This window comes from Novosphingobium decolorationis (assembly GCF_018417475.1).
Taxonomy (GTDB): Bacteria; Pseudomonadota; Alphaproteobacteria; order Sphingomonadales; family Sphingomonadaceae; genus Novosphingobium; species Novosphingobium decolorationis.
Window position 1 is genome coordinate 3,860,467 of the sequence record NZ_CP054856.1, and the last position, 15,398, is coordinate 3,875,864.

The following is a 15,398-nucleotide window of genomic DNA, read 5'->3' on the forward strand; positions in this document are numbered from 1 at the left end:
CCGCGGCCGTCCTGGCGGGGCGAAGCGAAGCTGTCATGCTCATTGTTATACGCACGAATAGTTTATGGGCAAGGCGCAGGCGGACCTGTCAGTACCCCTGCACGCGGTCGACCGCGAGGCTGGGGCGTTTGCCCGCGAGCACGTCGCGCGCGGACTGGAGGGCCTGCTCGCACACGATGTGGGGCGTGGTGTCGCTGGCGATATGCGGGGTGATGCGGATGCGCGGGTCCGACCAGAACGCGTGCGCGGCGGGCAGGGGTTCGGTCGCGAAGACATCGAGGCTCGCACCCTTGAGTTGCCCCCCTTCGAGGGCGGCGGTGAAGTCCGCTTCGTTCAGATGCTCGCCCCGGCCGATCTGGATCAGCCAGCAGCCGGGGGCGACCTTGTCGAACAGCGGGCGGGCAAGTATGCCGTGGGTCTCGGGCGTCAGCGGCAGGACGTTGATGAGGACGTCGGCGCCGCTTGCAGCCTCGCTGATCGCGCTTTCGCCGGTGCAATAGGTGACCCCCTCGATCGGGGTGGCGGGAGGCCGACGGCAGGCGACCGAGACCGAGAAGCCGAGGACGGCGAGCGCCCGGGTGACGGCGGCTCCCATCGAGCCGTGACCCAGAACCGCGATCTTCAGGGCGTGGGGCGGGCGCAGGGGCAGCGGGTTCCAGGTCGCCTTGGCCTGGTCGGCGGCGTAGGCTGGAAAATCGCGTTCAAGGTGCAGCACCTCGTGGGCGGCGAATCCGGCCATGAGCTCGGCCTGGTAGGGGTCGCGCACGCGGCAGATCGCGATGTCCTCGCCCAGCCCGTCGTGGGCGAGCAGGTCGTCGACGCCCGCGCCCACCGACATCGCCATTTCCAGGTTGGGGTAGGGTGCGAAGGCGTCCGGGCCCGGTAGCCAGCACACGGCAAAGCGGATCGCGGCGGGATCCTCGACCTCGTCCGGATTGAGCAGGCGCACGTCCTCGTGAACCCCCTCGAAGTCGAGCTTGTAGAAGGTCTTGAGGTCGAAGGTATCGCTCAGCAGAACACCGTGGATCGTTCCGGTGGGGGCCATGTTCTCTCGTCTCTCCTGACTTGCGCGCGCTGCGGTGGGGCGGGCCGGTTGGGTCCCTGTAAAGGGTGGTGCGGTACCGGGGCATGTAACTGCGTAGGCACCTTCGACTGGAATTCGCGTGCGTTCGTTGCTAGTCGAGTTATACAAGCGTATATCAATGAGTAAACCCGAACCGGATGTGTCCCGGTGCGGGATCTTCGGCTCCCCGGCGCCACGCGCACGAATGGCATCACAGGCAAGGGACGGATATTCGATGGGACGAGAGACGCAGCAGTTGGAAAAGGCGCCGGGCTCGCAAGGCGCCGGCATGAGCGAGGCCGAGTGGCAGACCCGGGTCGAGCTCGCGGCCTGTTATCGCCTGGCCGCGCACTACCGCATGACCGACATCATCTACACGCACATCACCGCGCGCGTGCCGGGGGAGGACGGACATTTCCTCATCAACCCCTACGGCCTGATGTGGGAGGAGATCACGGCCTCCTCGCTGGTGAAGGTCGATGTCGAGGGCAACAAGGTTTCGGAAAGCCCCTACCGCGTGAATCCGGCCGGGTTCACCATTCACAGCGCGGTCCATCGCGGGCGTCACGATGCGGCCTGGGTGATGCACACGCACACGCGCTCGGGCGTTGCGGTCTCGTGTCTTGCCGAGGGGCTGCTCCCGACCAACCAGATTGCCCTGCAGTTCTATGGCCGTGTCGGCTACCACGATTTCGAAGGCATCGCGCTCGATCTGGACGAGCGCGAGAGGGTGGTGGCGAGCCTGGGCTCCAACGTCGCGCTGATCCTGCGCAACCACGGCCTTCTGACCGTAGGTGCGAGCGCGGCGCACATGTTTTCCAGGATGTTCTATCTCGACAAGGCGTGCGAGATCCAGGAGTCGGCGCTGGCGATGGGGCGGCCGCTGCACAACGTCGACGCAGCGATCGCGGAGAGGGTTGTTCGCCAGTATGACGAACTCGACCAGGGCGACAGCGAGATCGGCCTTGAATGGAAGGCGCACCTGCGGCTGCTGGAGCGGCTCGATCCGGGCTATCGCAGCTGAGCGCGCAGGCGAAACCTGCGAAAATTCGCGGTTTGGTCAGGCGGACAGGAAAGGGGGGAATGCGCTTGACAAGGCCGGGGAGCCTACATAGCCTCAAGTTGAGTTTCGCAAAAAGAAACAAATTCTTTAATAAGAATTAGGCGCCTTCAGCTCAGGTCGCGTGGCGACTTGTGGCGTCGGGAGAGGGCGGCAGCATTTGATGGAGCGCATGTCTCGTTGAGCATGGCTCGGCTGTTCTGCTGTTTGGGTACAGTGGTGGTTCTGTCGTACCAACAAGAACTATAATCAGGCTCGCTGCATGTGCTTTGGCACGGCGGGCGCTATGTTCTGACGCCAGGCCCGAAGGCCTGTGTGCGTCAGGCTAACGCAAGTCCGGCCCGTGCTGGCCGTCGGGGCGTATCCGTCCGGCAATCCGTGTCTTTTTCATGGTTCGCCACCCACTGGGCGCCGACGTGCCGCCGTTCCTACGGCCGGTAAGGAGCAAAGAAATGCAACGTTCGCTTACTCTTGACTGCAACGGTCTTCCTCACGCGCCGACGGTGCTGCGCATCAAACAGGCGCTGGTCGGCAAGAAGGCGGGGAGCAGCCGTGTCGGTGTCCTTGTCGGCACGGATTGCGACCACGCACGGATTGCCGGATCGCTGGGCAAGCTGGCCAGCCGCATCGAACTCCTCTCCGGTCCGGCCCCCAAGACGCTCGACTGACGCTTCGTCGCTTCGACTTCGAGATTTCCCGGGCATCGATTCGCGATGCCCGGCAGTACGCTGCGGGAGGCAAGGCCCGCAGCACAGCGGCATGCGACCCGCCCAGAGCACGCCACGAGCGAGCGGCCCGGGCGCTGAGTGCAGGCCCTGAAACGGCAAAGCGCCCGCACAGGGGCACGCAATGCTGATACAAAGGAATGAAAATGTCTGACGCAGATGGCTCCAAGGTCATTTCACGCCACGACGATCCCTCCGCGACGACCGAACGTCCCGGGTACGCGTTCGATCCCACCGATCCCTGGACGATCACGTTCCAGCAAGGCCTCAAGGCCGCCGGCCTTGAAGGCAAGGCCGTCTACGAAGTTGGCGTCGGAACCGGCACCAACGTGGCCTTCGTGCTTCGCCATTGCGGCGCCAAGGTCTTCTACGGCAGCGACCTCGATCCGCGCCTCGTGGAACTGGCCAGGCGCAACGTCGCCAACCTGGCGCCCGAACGCGCCGACAGTTTCCAGCCCGTCGAGGGCGCGGTCAGCCTGATCGATACCGATGAGGCCCGCGCCAAGATTGCCAGGACCGACGTCGTGATCGGCTGTCTGCCGCAGGTGGGAGACCCCAATGACGAGCGTTTCGCGGCCTTTCGGGCCGAGCACGCGGTCGATCTGCCGCAGGGCGCCGACGATGAGGCCCAGGACCACATCGCCCACTACTACCCCTGGGCGATGTTTGACGAGTATCCCTATAATTCGGTGGGTCTGGGGCTGAACGAGGCCCTGTTGCGCCGCATCAAGGAGCAGGCGCCCAAGGCCGAGGTGGTGATGAACTTTGGTTGCCGCATCGGCAGCGATCTCATCTTCGAGATGTTCCGTGCCAACGGGTATGAGCCGGAAAAGCTGGCCTCGCAGCTCGTCCTGCAGCACGCGGGAACCGACATCTCCTTCTTCGTGACGCTGGAAGGTGCCTTGACCGGCACCGATCTGGAGGGCGAGTTCGTCTGCCGCTTCTTTGCCGATCCGCTGGGGCACGAACCTCTCTCGGCCCGCGCGGCACAGGCGCTGCTGGACAAGGATCCCAACGTCCCGCTCTACCACGAAGTCGCCGTGATCCGGGGCACCCCCAAGATGGATTGAGTCTGCCGCAGGAGCATTGCCGATACCATCGCGAACGGGCGCAAGGGCTTGGTCCTTGCGCCCGTTTCCTTTGTGAAGAAGTCAGAGGATGAGGAAATCCGCCTCGGACAGCGTTGTGACACCGTCGAGAAGCGCGATCTGCTGCGCTTCGCCTGCGCCGCTGCCATCGGCATCGTAGTAGAGCTTGCCCGACCCGGCATCGAAGATGAGGAAATCGTCGGCCTCGAGCGCCTCGGTTCCCATCACGATTTCGCCCGCCTCGACCGTGAGGCCGAGCGCTGTGAAGACCGCGCCTTCCAACGCGACAAGATCGCCGTCCAGTGCTTCAAAGTCCTTGATCTTGTCGTAGGTCGTCGCATCGGCCGGCATGTTGGCAAGGACGAACATGTCCGCTCCCGCCCCCCCGGTCAGGATGTTGCGGCCCGCATTCCCGATGAGCACGTCGTCGCCCGCGCCGCCATCGAGAATGTCGACCTCATCCCCTCCGATCAGGGTGTCGTTCCCCCCTTCGTCATAGAGCTTGTCGCGCCCGTCGCCACCGGCAAGCACGTTGGCGCCGCCGTTGCCGGTGATCTTGTTGTCCAGAGCGTTGCCGGTGGCGTCGAGATCGCCTGTTCCTGCAAGCTCCAGGTTCTCGACATGGGCGAAGAGCTCGGTGATCGAGATCTCGCTGATCACCGTGTCGGTCGTGCCGCCCAAGGCGTCCTCGATGACGGTATCGCCCAGGGAATCGACATAGTAGGTGTCGTTGTCGCCAAGCCCATTGAGGACATCGCGCCCGGACGTGCCATCAAGGGTGTCGCGTACGCTGGTTCCATCAAGGATGGTGAAAGCCGAGCCCACCGAGATGTCGAAGCTGGCCTGCGCTCTCGACCCGTCGGCCCAAAGGGCCTCAACGGTAATCGCACGGGTTACAGGACCGCTGGTGTCGAAACCGGCGCCCACGGTCACGACCCCGGTCAGGGCGTCGATGGCGAAGTCGTCACCGCCTGCGAGGAGCGCGTAGGTGATCGAATTGAGAGTTGCGTCGCCATCCGAGGCGCTCACCGTGATCCCGGTATAGTCCCCTTCGGCAGGCGCGGCGCCAACAAGGTTCTCGCCCGCATCGCTGTCCATGGGCGTAGTGACCGCGAATTCGTTCACGTCCGCGACCTGGATTTCGAACGTGGTGTCCGCGTGTGATCCGTCATCGGACGTCGCGCGGACGGTGATGAAGCGGCGGGCACCGTCCTCGCGATCGACGCTGCCCGCGACGAGGACTTCGCCGGAGGTCGCCGAGACGAGGAAGCGCCCGCCGTCATCGTCGAGGAGCGAGTAGGAGACCCCATTGGTCGTGGCGTCGGCATCCTGCGCGCTGACGTGGATCCCTGGCGCGGTGCCCAGTCCGGCGTTCTCGGTTACGAGGCCGCCTGGAGCGCCGAGGGTGTCGAGGGGGGCGGAGACGTCGAACTCGTCGTCATCCGCGATGGCGATGGCGAACGTCCGGACCTCATGGCTACCATCGCTGGAGGTGGCGCGCACGGTGACATCGAGGCTGGCCGCGCTCTCGCGATCGATGAGGGTGCCGTCAGCCACCGAGATCACGCCGCTGTCCGATGCGATCGTGAACGCGCCGCCCGCATCGTCATCAAGGCTGTAGGTGACCGTTTCGGCCAGGTCCGGGTCGCTGGCGAAGGCGGTGAGGCCGGCGCGTGTTCCGGCGGCGGCACCTTCAAGGACGCGGTCGGGCGCCATATCGGTGTCACTTACCGCCGAGATCGCGGCGTCGCTGGTGTCGGTCACGGCAATGGTGAAGTTCGCTTGCGAAGACGTCCCGTCGCTCGAGGTCGCGGCCACCGTGATCGCGCGGGAGGCACCGCCCGCACCCTCGCGGTCGAGTGTCAGCGCGGTGGTGACGACCCCGCTCGCCGCGTCGATCACGAAGGCCCCGTCGGCATCGTCGAGCAGGCTGTAATTCACCCAGTTGGTGGTGTCGGGATCGATGGCTCTTGCGGTGATGCCCGTGGCCGCACCGGCGGCAAGCCCTTCGGCGACGGCGTTGATCGCGCCATCGATGTCCCCGACGGCGCCCACAGGGTCGGCCACGCCCAGGATGGTGACGGTGACGAAGCCGACATCGCTGGAACTGGCGCCATCGGAGAGCAGGTAGGCGATGTTAACCGCGCCGGTCTCGCCCGCATCGAGGTAGGCATAGGCCGCGGTCAGGTCGAGTTCGAGCGCATCGCCCGCGCCGGTGACCGATAGCGTGACGTCTCCTGCGGTAAGGCCCGCCCCGATGATCATGCCGGTGCCCATGTCGTTGCCGAGCACGTCGAGTACGTGCAGGTCGCCCGCGGTGACGGCGAAGATATCGTCGTTGGCTACCAGCGGCTCGGCAGGAACGAAGCCAAGTGTCTCGATGCTCGTCGCCTCGGTCACGGCGCCATCGGCGTGGCGGGTGATGCGGAAATGGTCGAGGCCGAGGACAAGGATGGCGTAGTCCGCAGCCGTTCCTGTAAGCAGCAGGGTGTCCTGTCCGGCGCCGCCGTTGACGGTGTCCAGGCCTGCGCTGAAGCGGATGATGTCGCGTCCGCCGCCGGCCTGGATGGTGTCATCGCCATCGCCGCCATCGAGCAGGTCGCTGCCGCCGCCACCTTCCAGGGTATCGTTGCCCGCGCCGCCGGAGAGGTCATCGCCGCCGTTGCCACCGACGAGGCGGTCATCGCCGCCGTTGCCGGAAAGGACATCCTCGCCGTCGCTGCCCACAAGGACGTCATCGCCCGGTGAACCATGGACGCGATAGGACGTGGGCGACACGTCGGGTGCGATGTCGAGGTTCCGCAGGTTGCCGGCAAAGCTGTTGGGCGCGGCGGTGTCTTCGGAATGCGCGGTCTCGAAGGCCCCGGCCTGAGTCAGCGCCTGGCCGGTCCCGGTCAGGCTGTTCCCGGTGATCGCGGAGGCTTCGGTGTCGTAGAGGTAGATGCCGAGCGAACCCGAGGTGGAGGGCGCGGTGAGCGTATTGCCGGTGATGTCGACCACGCCGGCATCGTAGGCTAGGATCCCCGCCGCGCTCCAGGTGCCGGGGCTATAGGCAAAGCCGGAGATGGTGTTGCCGGACAGCGTGGCGTCGGCATCGCTGACCAGAACAATGCCGTTCTGGGCGATCAGGTCGGTCGCGCCCGCGCCCCGAGAGGTGGAGGCCTTCGCCGCGCGCGTCGATGGCGTTCCTCTGGATGTCGAGCAGCGTCGCATCGACGACTGCGACGCTGTGGGAGGCACCTGCGGTGCTGCGCGCCAGAACGCCGTAGCCATGCTGCGCGCCGCTCAGCGCGCTGTCGCGCATGCCCGAGATCGTGCCGTCGACATAGGCGCCATCGGCATCGAGGAAGGCGATGGCGGCGAACGTCCCGCTGACGAAGCCATTGCCCTGTCCGCGCCCGTCGATGTCGAGGCCGGTTACGACAAGATCGGCCCCGCTGCCTGCGGTGATGAGGGCAAAGCTGCCGCCGTTGCTGGCAATCGCGGCGTGATCGGGGGCCTCCAGAATGGCGCCGTCCGCACCGGTGATGCGCAGGCTCTTGCCCTCCACCAGAACCTGCTCGCGGTAGGTGCCCGCGCTGACGAGGACTTCGTGGCCATGGCCCGCGGCATCGACGGCATCCTGGATCGTGGCGAAGGTGCCCAGAAGGGTCCCGGACCCATCGACCAGTTGCACCGGATCGGTGAGGTCGAAGACGGTTGGCGTGGGGGTGCCGAAGCCGAAGGAGAGGATCTCGATCCCGCTCAGCACGTCGCCGCCGTCCTCGGGCGTGGTTACGCCGGTAAAGCCGGTGACGAAGCCGATGGCATCGGTGGTGACGGCAAGGCTCGCCGCACTGGCGGGCGCCCGGTAGAAGGCGGTGTCCGTGTCTTCGCCGCCGTCGAGCGTGTCCGCGCCGAGCCCTCCGAACAGGAGATCGTTGCCGCCAAGGCCCGACAGCACGTCATCACCGCCCAGGTCCTCGTCGGTCTCGGAGGGGAAGCCCAGGGTATCGTTGGCCTGGGTGCCGGTCTGGACATCATCGGCGGCCAGACCGCGCACGAAGACGTCGAATTCAGCCGGGGCAGCGGACGTGTTGGCGACGCTCAGCCCGGACAGGTTGAGCGTGCTGGTGTCGACGCCGCTGCCGTCGTAGGCGCCGGGCCGTCCCGGCGTTCCGGGCACAGCCCCGGTTTCGGCACTGGAGATGGGGTCGATGAAGACCAGATAGCCCCATCCGCTGGCGCCGGTAAGGCTGGAGCCAGTGATCTCGAGGCCGGACAGGTCGGTGTAGCCCTACACCATCAACTGGGGCTTGTCGTAGTCGCCGGTGACGTGGACGCCATCCAGGACGACGTTGCCGATGGGGCCTGTGACATCGTAGCTCGCCTGGGTGAGCCCTGCCAGTTGCGCGCTGGTGGCGACAGAGACGCCGACGGCGCCCCCATTGGCCGCGATGTTTGCAATGTCGAGCGTTCCGGATGCGGCGTCGGCCGTGACGAGGAGGGTGGTGCCCGCGCCGGTGCCGATGGTGACGGCCGGTTCGCCTTCGCTCGTCTGCGCGCCGACGAGGTTGACGGCCGTGCCGACTACGAGATTTTCCGCATAGCTGCCTGCCGCGATGTCAATTGTGTCGCCATCCCCACTGGCATCGAGCGCGGCCTGGATCGACATGCCGGGGACGACATGGAAGAAGCCGTCAGTGCTGCCGGTGGTTTCGATGAAGAGTGTGTCGCCGGCGATCTCGCTCGCGGCAATGGCGGCCTTGGCCTCGGCGATGCTGGCGTAGGCGCCCAGGATCGTGGTTCCGGCGAAGACCTGGACAGGGGCGGTGTCCACCGTTGACAGCGAGAGGTCGTCGACGGCGATACCGTCGGCCACATCGATGCGCGTGAACCAGCCGTAGCGATTGCCCCCGTAGCTCGCCGCGAAGTCATCCTGGGGGGGGGCAGCGTTTCGCTGAAGAGAAGGTTTTCACCCGGGCCATAGACGTTCATCACGACTTCCAAGGTGCCGCTGGTGCTCTCCTGGAAAACGTGCTCGAAGGTGTACCAACCCGGGGCAGAGACCTCCGGGTGTGCGCCGTTCTCGAGGTCCTGGCGCGGGGCGGCACTGGAATTGTTGCTCACGCCTACCAGCAGCGCCTGCGAACTGGTGTCCTGCGTCACGTGGAAGACGAAGTCGCGCAGATGCAGGCCATTCGCTCCGTTGGCGGCGACCGAATATTCGAAGCCTTCCCCGCTGGCCATGCCGATGTCGAGGTAGATCGTGATGCGCGTCGCAAGACCCGCGTCGTCCCCGGTACGGTATCCGTCGAAACGGGTGAAGGCGGTTCCGTCGGTCGAGGGGCCGATGCGCAGGTGCGCCGAGCCCGAGGCCGAGGCGATGCCGTTGGAGAGGGAGGCTTCGCTGACGAGGTCAATGTCGCCGCCAAAGGGCAGGAAGGGGCCGGTGCCGCTTTCGAAGTTCTCGAAGATGCGTGTGAGGCTCATGCGCGCACCTCCTGGCCATGGCCCGCTCGATTGGCTGCACCGATTTGCTTACCCCTGCTTGCTGTATCCATTTCCACCCTCCTCTTGGATCCGACCCGCGTCACCCCGCCCGGTACGGATACGACGCGCATAAGCATCCTCCGGCAAGGCGAGGCCCGAAAACCTGTATGCCGGGGAGGGTGCCTGACTGGCGTTGCGAACTATCTGGGCGTTGCGCCGAATATGGATCCGGCGTGTCGAGTCTGGGTAAGCTTAGTTATAGAAATGACATGCCGTCAATTCGTGCGGTTGTGGCGCGGGCATGTAGAAAGAGCCGTTATGGGGTGAACTGGCGCAAGTATATGTGAAATGTACAAGGGGCTTTTTCGTAGTAGTTTGCGCCTCGTGGCAAAATGTGGCTCTTCCCCGTCTGGATGGACTGTATACAATAAGCCTGAATTTCGTGGCCGGACGCATTCTTGAGGGTGAGGGGGAAAGGTTCTGTCGCTCTTTCGGGATCCGAGCGAAAAAGGGGGCGTGGAAGGGGCCGCTACTTCTGTCGCGATGCGGCGCTCGTTGCCAGGTAGGCGGCGATGGCGCCGACATCGGCGTCGCTTACCTCGGTCTTGCGGAACATGGGCATCGGGCCCGAGCCATGGCGCACGAAGTAGAGGATCGTCTCGGTATCGAGGTCTGCGCGCTCTTCCAGGGCACCGGGCAGGCTGCCCTGATAGCGCGCGGCAAGGGCCGCGGTACCAGGGAGGTGGGGAGAGCCATCATCGCCGGGTCCGCGGCCATGGCAGGCCGCGCAGTGGCGCCTGAAGACAGCCTTGCCGCGCGCGGCTTCGTCCGGGGCAGGCGGCGAGCCTTGCGCGGGCAGGGCGCTTGCCAGCGTGGCGAGCGCCAACCCCGTGGCGGCGAGGAGCAGGTGGGGGATCGTGGGCATCGCGTTCACCTTTTGCGATAGCGCTGAGGCCAGATGCCCCCGCGACCCGGCGCGATGATGCCGGCCGGATCGATCGCGTCCTTGAGAGTCTCGTGGAAGCGACGCAGCGCGTGGTTGTTGAAGGAATAGGTGTCGGACACGGCGTCCTGGTAGATTGGCGCGGCGCGGTAATCGCCCCAGCCATGCTCGGCGGCGACCTCGACAGCCCGGCGCATGGCCGTGTCGACCATCGCGTTGAAGGCGGGGTCGGCGCGCCTGACGGGCGGAGCAAAGACCATCTGGAAGGCGTGAGGATGCCAGTGGAGCGGGGCGCTCGCCGCGTTGAAGTAGCTGGGCAGCTGGTCGAATTCGTGCAGGGCATCGCCCATCACCCGCTGCATGCGAAAGACCTCTTCGCCCGCGCGCGCGAGCACCGGGAAGAATCCCAGGTGCCCATCCTCGCGCACGATTTTCCAGATGCCGAGCGAGGGCACGCCGAGCGCGCCGTGGCGGCGGATCGAACTGCGGTAGGGCTGGGCGACGTTGGCCAGTTGCTCCCTGGTCGCAGGAAGCGGGAAGTCTTCGCCCGCGATCACGGTCGCGGTGGGAATGGCGGACAGGATGCGCTCGCGCGCGTGCTCGAAGTTGGCGCGCGTCGTGGCCTCGGGGCCGAAGAACTGGAGATCGACCTGCCAGGAAGGGAGCCCGGCCTCGCTGGCGGCGGCATCGAGCGCGGCGTCCGAGGCGCCGCCCTTCTTCGTGGCAAGGGCGGCGAAGGCGGGATTACCCATCAGCGCCATCAGCGGGCTGGCGTAAACCGGCTCGCCGCACAGCATCGCATCGCTGAGGATGTTGCACTGTTCGACCAGTTTCACGAAGTCGCGGCGGCGCGGCACGGTGACGAGCGCGGTGCGGTAGTGATCGGGCCGGGGATAGAGGCGAAAGCCCATCTTGGTGACGATGCCGAAGTTGCCTTGCGCGAAGAGGCCCGCCGGGTCCGGTCCGAAGCCGTAGCGGTACTCCTGCCAGGTCTTCGCGCCGGGCAGCGCGCCCATGCCGGTGCGCATGACTTCGCCATCGGGCAGCACGACTTCCATGCCGCAGCTGGCCCCGAAGTGGTCGCGAAAGGCGCCCATGGTATAGCCGATGCCGCGTTCCAGGCTGTTGCCGATGGGCGAGCCCCAGCCCGGATCGGGGCAGTCGATCATGAGCCTGAGGCCGCGCTCCTCAATGGCGCGGTAGAGGTCGAAGTAGGAAACGCCCGGCTCGACCAGCGCAAAGGCGCGCGCCTCGTCGACTTCGAGCACCTTGTCCATGCGCTTGAGGTCTACGATCACGCTGCCGTGGACATTGGGGGAGGGGCCGCCGTAGCCGAAGTTCTTGCCCGTCGAGATGGGGAAGAGGGGGATGCCCAAGCGCCCCGCGATGCGCACGATGGACGAGACCTGCGCGACGTCGGCGGGCGCGACGGCGGCCGAGGCGAGGCGCTCGTGCTGCGTGTCCCAGACCGGCGAGAAGCTGTCGCGGTAGGGCCCCAGGTCCTCGTCCGAGGCGAACACCCAGTCCGCGCCCACGGCCTGGCGCATCTCGGCGAGGGCCTCGGCAAAGCGGGTAGCGTCGAGATCGGGGGGCAGAACGCTCATGGGTGGGCCTTTGAACTGGGATGGTGGGGGGCGATGCGCCAGCGCACGAGTTGGGGCAGGCGGTCGATTTGTGGGGCGTAGCTGGCGCGCTCGACCACGCGGCGGCCCCGGCTCCAGGCCAATTGCTCCAGGACGAAAAGGGCATCGCGTCCGGTCAGTCCGGCAAGGCCGGTGCCCGGCTGGCGCCAGAGCGGATCGACGAGGTCGCGCCACAGGTCCGTCACGTCGCCATCAATGGAGAAGGCGCGCAAGGCAGGCGCCATCGGCGCTCCCGCGAGCGGGTAGCGGCTGTCGGCAACCCAGAGGTCGACCGGGCGGGTATCGGCGGCCAGTGCCCGGACGGGCAGGCCCAGCGTGAGCGAGGCCCCCGCGCCCAGCTTGATCACATCGCGGCGGTCCATCATCGCCTCTCTCCCATGGCGCCCCTGCCTTCTTGCGTGGGTCACAAATTACACATATGTGTAAATGGGCTGTAGGCAGGCGTCAAGCCGCCGCTTCTTTCGGCGGCACACCCTTGCTAGGAGAGGCCATGTCCCAAGCCAGCGAACCCTCCACGCCCGCTTCCGGCGCGACCCCTGCCAAGCTTCTCCATGCGGCCGAGCAGATCGTGATCGAGGAAGGCGTCCATGCCTTGAGCGTGCGCCATATCGCGGCGAGGGCGGGGGTGAACTCGGCGCTCATCCGCTACCATTTCGGCAATGTCGATGGCCTGCTGGCGCGCCTTGCACACCTCAACGCGGCCCGGATCGCAGGCCGCCGCGGGGAGCTTCTGGAGGCATTGCAGGGCGCGGACTTCGAGGGCGCGGTGGACGCGCTGGTGGTCCCGCTCTGGGCGCCGGCGGCGCATGTGCCGGGGCAGCGGGCGATCGTGGTTCTGGACGAGATCTTCTCGCGCGCAGGTGGTGATCTGGGAAGCGAGGTCTGGGCGCTTTTCGCTGAAGGCGTGCAGCGGGTCAGCGCGGCCTTGCAAGCCGCACTCGGCGGCGTGGACGAGGCGGCCCTTGCCTGGCGGGTCCGGTTCGTGACGGCGGCCGCGCTCGACGTGCCGCCGCGCGCCTCGCGGGTGGAGGCGCGCGAGAACCAGGGCGCTTATGGCCGCGACGGTCTGGACGAGCGGCTGGCGCGCTTCCGGGGCTTTGCGCAGCAGGCGCTGCGGGTCATCGATTAGGCAGTCAGGTCTCAGCGGCCCTCGTGGAGCTCGACGAGTTCGTAGGCCGCGCCGATCTGGTCCCAGGTCAGGCGCAGGAAGAGGGCGTCGGGGCCATGGACCCAGAGCTGGGCGGGCTCCCACTCGGGATGCCAGCGCAGGGCGTAGCGGCGCGCGGCGAAGGTGCCGGCCGGAACGGTGACGCTCTCTTCCCCAAGGTAGGCGACGTCGATCGCGGTGGGCATCGCGTAGAGCCCTTCATCGCCTGCGGGCGCGACCGAGTTGGCAAGGCCGTGGACGGTGCGGAAGGTGCCTTTCTCGTCAGTCCCGCGCGACAGCGCCACGAGGGCATCGCCCACGAGCGGATGCAGGCCGAGATAACCAAGTTGCCCATCGACCGGAACGCGCTGTGACACGCGGCCCGTCGCGGCGATCTCGCCCTCGCATTCAAGCTGGCCGTCCTCGCACAGGAAGAGCGCCGTGCCCGCGCGCGCGCCGTGCTTGACGACGCGGCAGAAGGCATCGCGCGGACGCCCGTTGGCATCGAGCAGCATCGAGACATCGCGCGAGAGGCCGACATCGTCCATCTCGCAAAAGGCGCGCAAGGTCCGGCCCGCGTTTTCACCATGGTCGATCATCTCGAACCATTCGCGGCCAGTCTGCTCCTCGCCCCTTAGGTAATCGATCCGGCCCTTGATGAACGTGCCCACGTGCTGTCTCCCTTCGCGCTGCGGTGACGGGCGGTGTGGACGCACGTCCGGGCTCGCGCCAGCCTTGCGCGCAAAGAGTTCATGGAGCGGAACCTGACACGCAAGGCTCAGGGGATCGGGGAAGGGCCCATGCCCGCCAGCCCCAGTGCCTCGCGGTCGGCGGTCGCGGCCGCGAGCTCGGCGTAGGCCGCGGCGATGCGCGCGCGCGCCTCGATCAGCTTGACCTCGGCGTCGGTCGCGGTCTCCTCGCGCTGGTTGACGAGGAAGAAGTCGCTCGATCCCAGTTCGAAGCGGCGCCGCTCGGCCGAGGCCAGCTTGCGGGCCAGATCGCGCTCGACCGAGGAGGTGTCGATCAGCTGCAGCGCGGTGTCGACGGCAATGGAAATGCCGGCGACTTCAGCCTGAATCTGCTCGCGCAGGTACCGCTGCTTGATGCTGAGCTCGTCGATCTTGGCGTTGGTTTCAGCGAGCTTGCCCTTGGCCGCGCGGTTCTGGAGCGGGACCGAGAAGTGCACGCCCACGATCACCTCGGTGGGCGTGCGGCTGTAGCCGCCCAGACCTTCCGAGCCGATGTCCTTGGCGACTTCGCCCTTGAGATCGAGGCGCGGGCGCAGGTTGTTCTCGGCCAGCGCGAGCTGGGTGCTGGCCTTGTCGATCTCCTCCATCAGGATCTGCACGTCGGGCCGCTCTTCCAATGCGAAGTCGGTGCTCACCGTCATCGAATCGAAGGCATGGTCTTGCCCCGGCAGGCGTTCCTCGGGCACCACGACAGGATTGCCGTTGAGGTCGCGGTAGTAGAGCGAGAGCTGGTTGGCCGCGCCCCGGAAGTCCCGCTCGGCCTGCACCACCAGTGCGCGGCGCTTGACGAGGTTCTGTTCGTTCTCGGTCAGCAGGATTTCAGGCCGCGCACCCAGTTCGACCTGGCGCGTGATCGCGCGGCTACGGGTCTGGGCTAGGTCGAGGAGGGCCTCATAGGCGCGCAGCTTGAGCCCGGCGGCGACCCACTTCTGGTAGGCCGAGACGGCACGGCTCTGCACGCCGATGGCGGTGGCCTCGGCCTCGAAGCGGGCGATGTCGATGTCGTTGTCGGCCAGCCGCGTCTTGGAGCGGCGCGAATCGATCAGGCGGTCGCGCAGCAGCGAGTAGAGGGCCCCGACCTTCAGTTCGCCCGCGCGGTTGGTGTAGGACTTGTCCTCGTAGATCGGAAACTCGCCGCGCGAATTGCGGTAGGAGCCGTAGACGTAGCCGCCGTTGTCCAGCAGCGGCTGCTTGGCCTCACCCGTGATCGAGGTGCCATCGTAATAGCCTTCCACGCGGCTGCGCCCATCGACCGAGAAGACAAGATCGAAGGCGCCCTCGGCCGAGAGCGCGCGGGCCTCGGCCTGCCGGGTGCGGTTGAGCGCGGCGATGATCTGCGGCGCCGAGCGGGCCGAGGCGCGCAGCACCTCGTTGAGAGTGAGCACGGGCGTGGCCACAGGCGCGGTGGCCTGCGCGTCTGTTCCCGGGCTTCCGTTCTGGGCCGAGGCAGGTGCGGGGATGGCAAGGGCCGTGGTCAGGAGCGCGGCCAGCGCAAGTCCGGGGCGCAT

At 66.7% G+C, this 15,398-nt stretch carries 13 protein-coding genes; 4 read left to right on the forward strand and 9 right to left on the reverse strand.

Annotated elements, in window-relative coordinates; all coding sequences use genetic code 11:
• Window positions 1–88: 88 nt before the first annotated feature.
• Window positions 89–1,045, reverse strand: coding sequence for an NAD(P)-dependent oxidoreductase (locus tag HT578_RS17890; RefSeq protein WP_213500933.1), 957 nt, complete (start codon window positions 1,043–1,045; stop codon window positions 89–91).
• Between the two features lie 253 nt (window positions 1,046–1,298).
• Here HT578_RS17890 and HT578_RS17895 point away from each other — a divergent pair, with 253 nt between their 5' ends.
• The 3 genes from HT578_RS17895 to HT578_RS17905 all read left to right on the forward strand — a co-directional run bounded on the left by HT578_RS17895 (window position 1,299) and on the right by HT578_RS17905 (window position 3,918).
• A complete protein-coding gene (locus HT578_RS17895) occupies window positions 1,299–2,087 on the forward strand; it encodes a class II aldolase/adducin family protein (RefSeq protein ID WP_213500934.1) in 789 nt (262 codons plus the stop codon).
• Between the two features lie 488 nt (window positions 2,088–2,575).
• Window positions 2,576–2,791 carry a hypothetical protein gene (locus HT578_RS17900; RefSeq protein ID WP_213500935.1) on the forward strand — a complete coding sequence of 72 codons (216 nt, stop codon included), beginning with the start codon at window positions 2,576–2,578 and terminating at the stop codon, window positions 2,789–2,791.
• Window positions 2,792–2,994: 203 nt separating this feature from the next.
• Complete coding sequence (locus tag HT578_RS17905; protein ID WP_213500936.1) at window positions 2,995–3,918, forward strand: hypothetical protein; 924 nt, start codon at window positions 2,995–2,997, stop codon at window positions 3,916–3,918.
• A gap of 81 nt (window positions 3,919–3,999) precedes the next feature.
• On the opposite strand, the gene HT578_RS17910 is transcribed toward HT578_RS17905, so the two are convergent.
• The 6 genes from HT578_RS17910 to HT578_RS17930 all read right to left on the reverse strand — a co-directional run bounded on the left by HT578_RS17910 (window position 4,000) and on the right by HT578_RS17930 (window position 12,359).
• Complete coding sequence (locus HT578_RS17910; protein ID WP_239026640.1) at window positions 4,000–7,065, reverse strand: beta strand repeat-containing protein; 3,066 nt, start codon at window positions 7,063–7,065, stop codon at window positions 4,000–4,002.
• Window positions 6,983–8,101 carry a hypothetical protein gene (locus tag HT578_RS22330; protein WP_239026342.1) on the reverse strand — a complete coding sequence of 373 codons (1,119 nt, stop codon included), beginning with the start codon at window positions 8,099–8,101 and terminating at the stop codon, window positions 6,983–6,985. The genes HT578_RS17910 and HT578_RS22330 overlap by 83 nt, the downstream gene beginning before the upstream one ends.
• A 111-nt stretch (window positions 8,102–8,212) precedes the next feature.
• The gene (locus tag HT578_RS17915) at window positions 8,213–8,797 is read right to left on the reverse strand and encodes a hypothetical protein (RefSeq protein WP_213500938.1); all 585 of its coding nucleotides are present in this window, start codon (window positions 8,795–8,797) and stop codon (window positions 8,213–8,215) included.
• A 1,140-nt stretch (window positions 8,798–9,937) separates the two neighbouring features.
• Window positions 9,938–10,333 (reverse strand): c-type cytochrome, encoded by a 396-nt coding sequence (locus tag HT578_RS17920; RefSeq protein WP_213500939.1) that lies wholly within the window; start codon window positions 10,331–10,333, stop codon window positions 9,938–9,940.
• A 5-nt stretch (window positions 10,334–10,338) separates the two neighbouring features.
• A complete protein-coding gene (locus HT578_RS17925) occupies window positions 10,339–11,955 on the reverse strand; it encodes an FAD-binding oxidoreductase (RefSeq protein ID WP_213500940.1) in 1,617 nt (538 codons plus the stop codon).
• Window positions 11,952–12,359, reverse strand: coding sequence for a hypothetical protein (locus HT578_RS17930; protein WP_213500941.1), 408 nt, complete (start codon window positions 12,357–12,359; stop codon window positions 11,952–11,954). The genes HT578_RS17925 and HT578_RS17930 overlap by 4 nt, the downstream gene beginning before the upstream one ends.
• 125 nt (window positions 12,360–12,484) lie before the next feature.
• Between HT578_RS17930 and HT578_RS17935 the strand changes: the two genes are divergently transcribed.
• The gene (locus HT578_RS17935) at window positions 12,485–13,123 is read left to right on the forward strand and encodes a TetR/AcrR family transcriptional regulator (RefSeq protein WP_213500942.1); all 639 of its coding nucleotides are present in this window, start codon (window positions 12,485–12,487) and stop codon (window positions 13,121–13,123) included.
• An 11-nt stretch (window positions 13,124–13,134) separates the two neighbouring features.
• Here the strand turns inward: HT578_RS17935 and HT578_RS17940 are convergent, their stop codons facing one another.
• Together HT578_RS17940 and HT578_RS17945 are read right to left on the reverse strand one after the other, a co-directional pair.
• Entirely contained in the window at window positions 13,135–13,812 is a 678-nt protein-coding gene (locus HT578_RS17940; RefSeq protein ID WP_213500943.1) for a hypothetical protein, read from the reverse strand.
• A gap of 107 nt (window positions 13,813–13,919) precedes the next feature.
• Window positions 13,920–15,398 carry a TolC family protein gene (locus HT578_RS17945; RefSeq protein ID WP_213500944.1) on the reverse strand — a complete coding sequence of 493 codons (1,479 nt, stop codon included), beginning with the start codon at window positions 15,396–15,398 and terminating at the stop codon, window positions 13,920–13,922.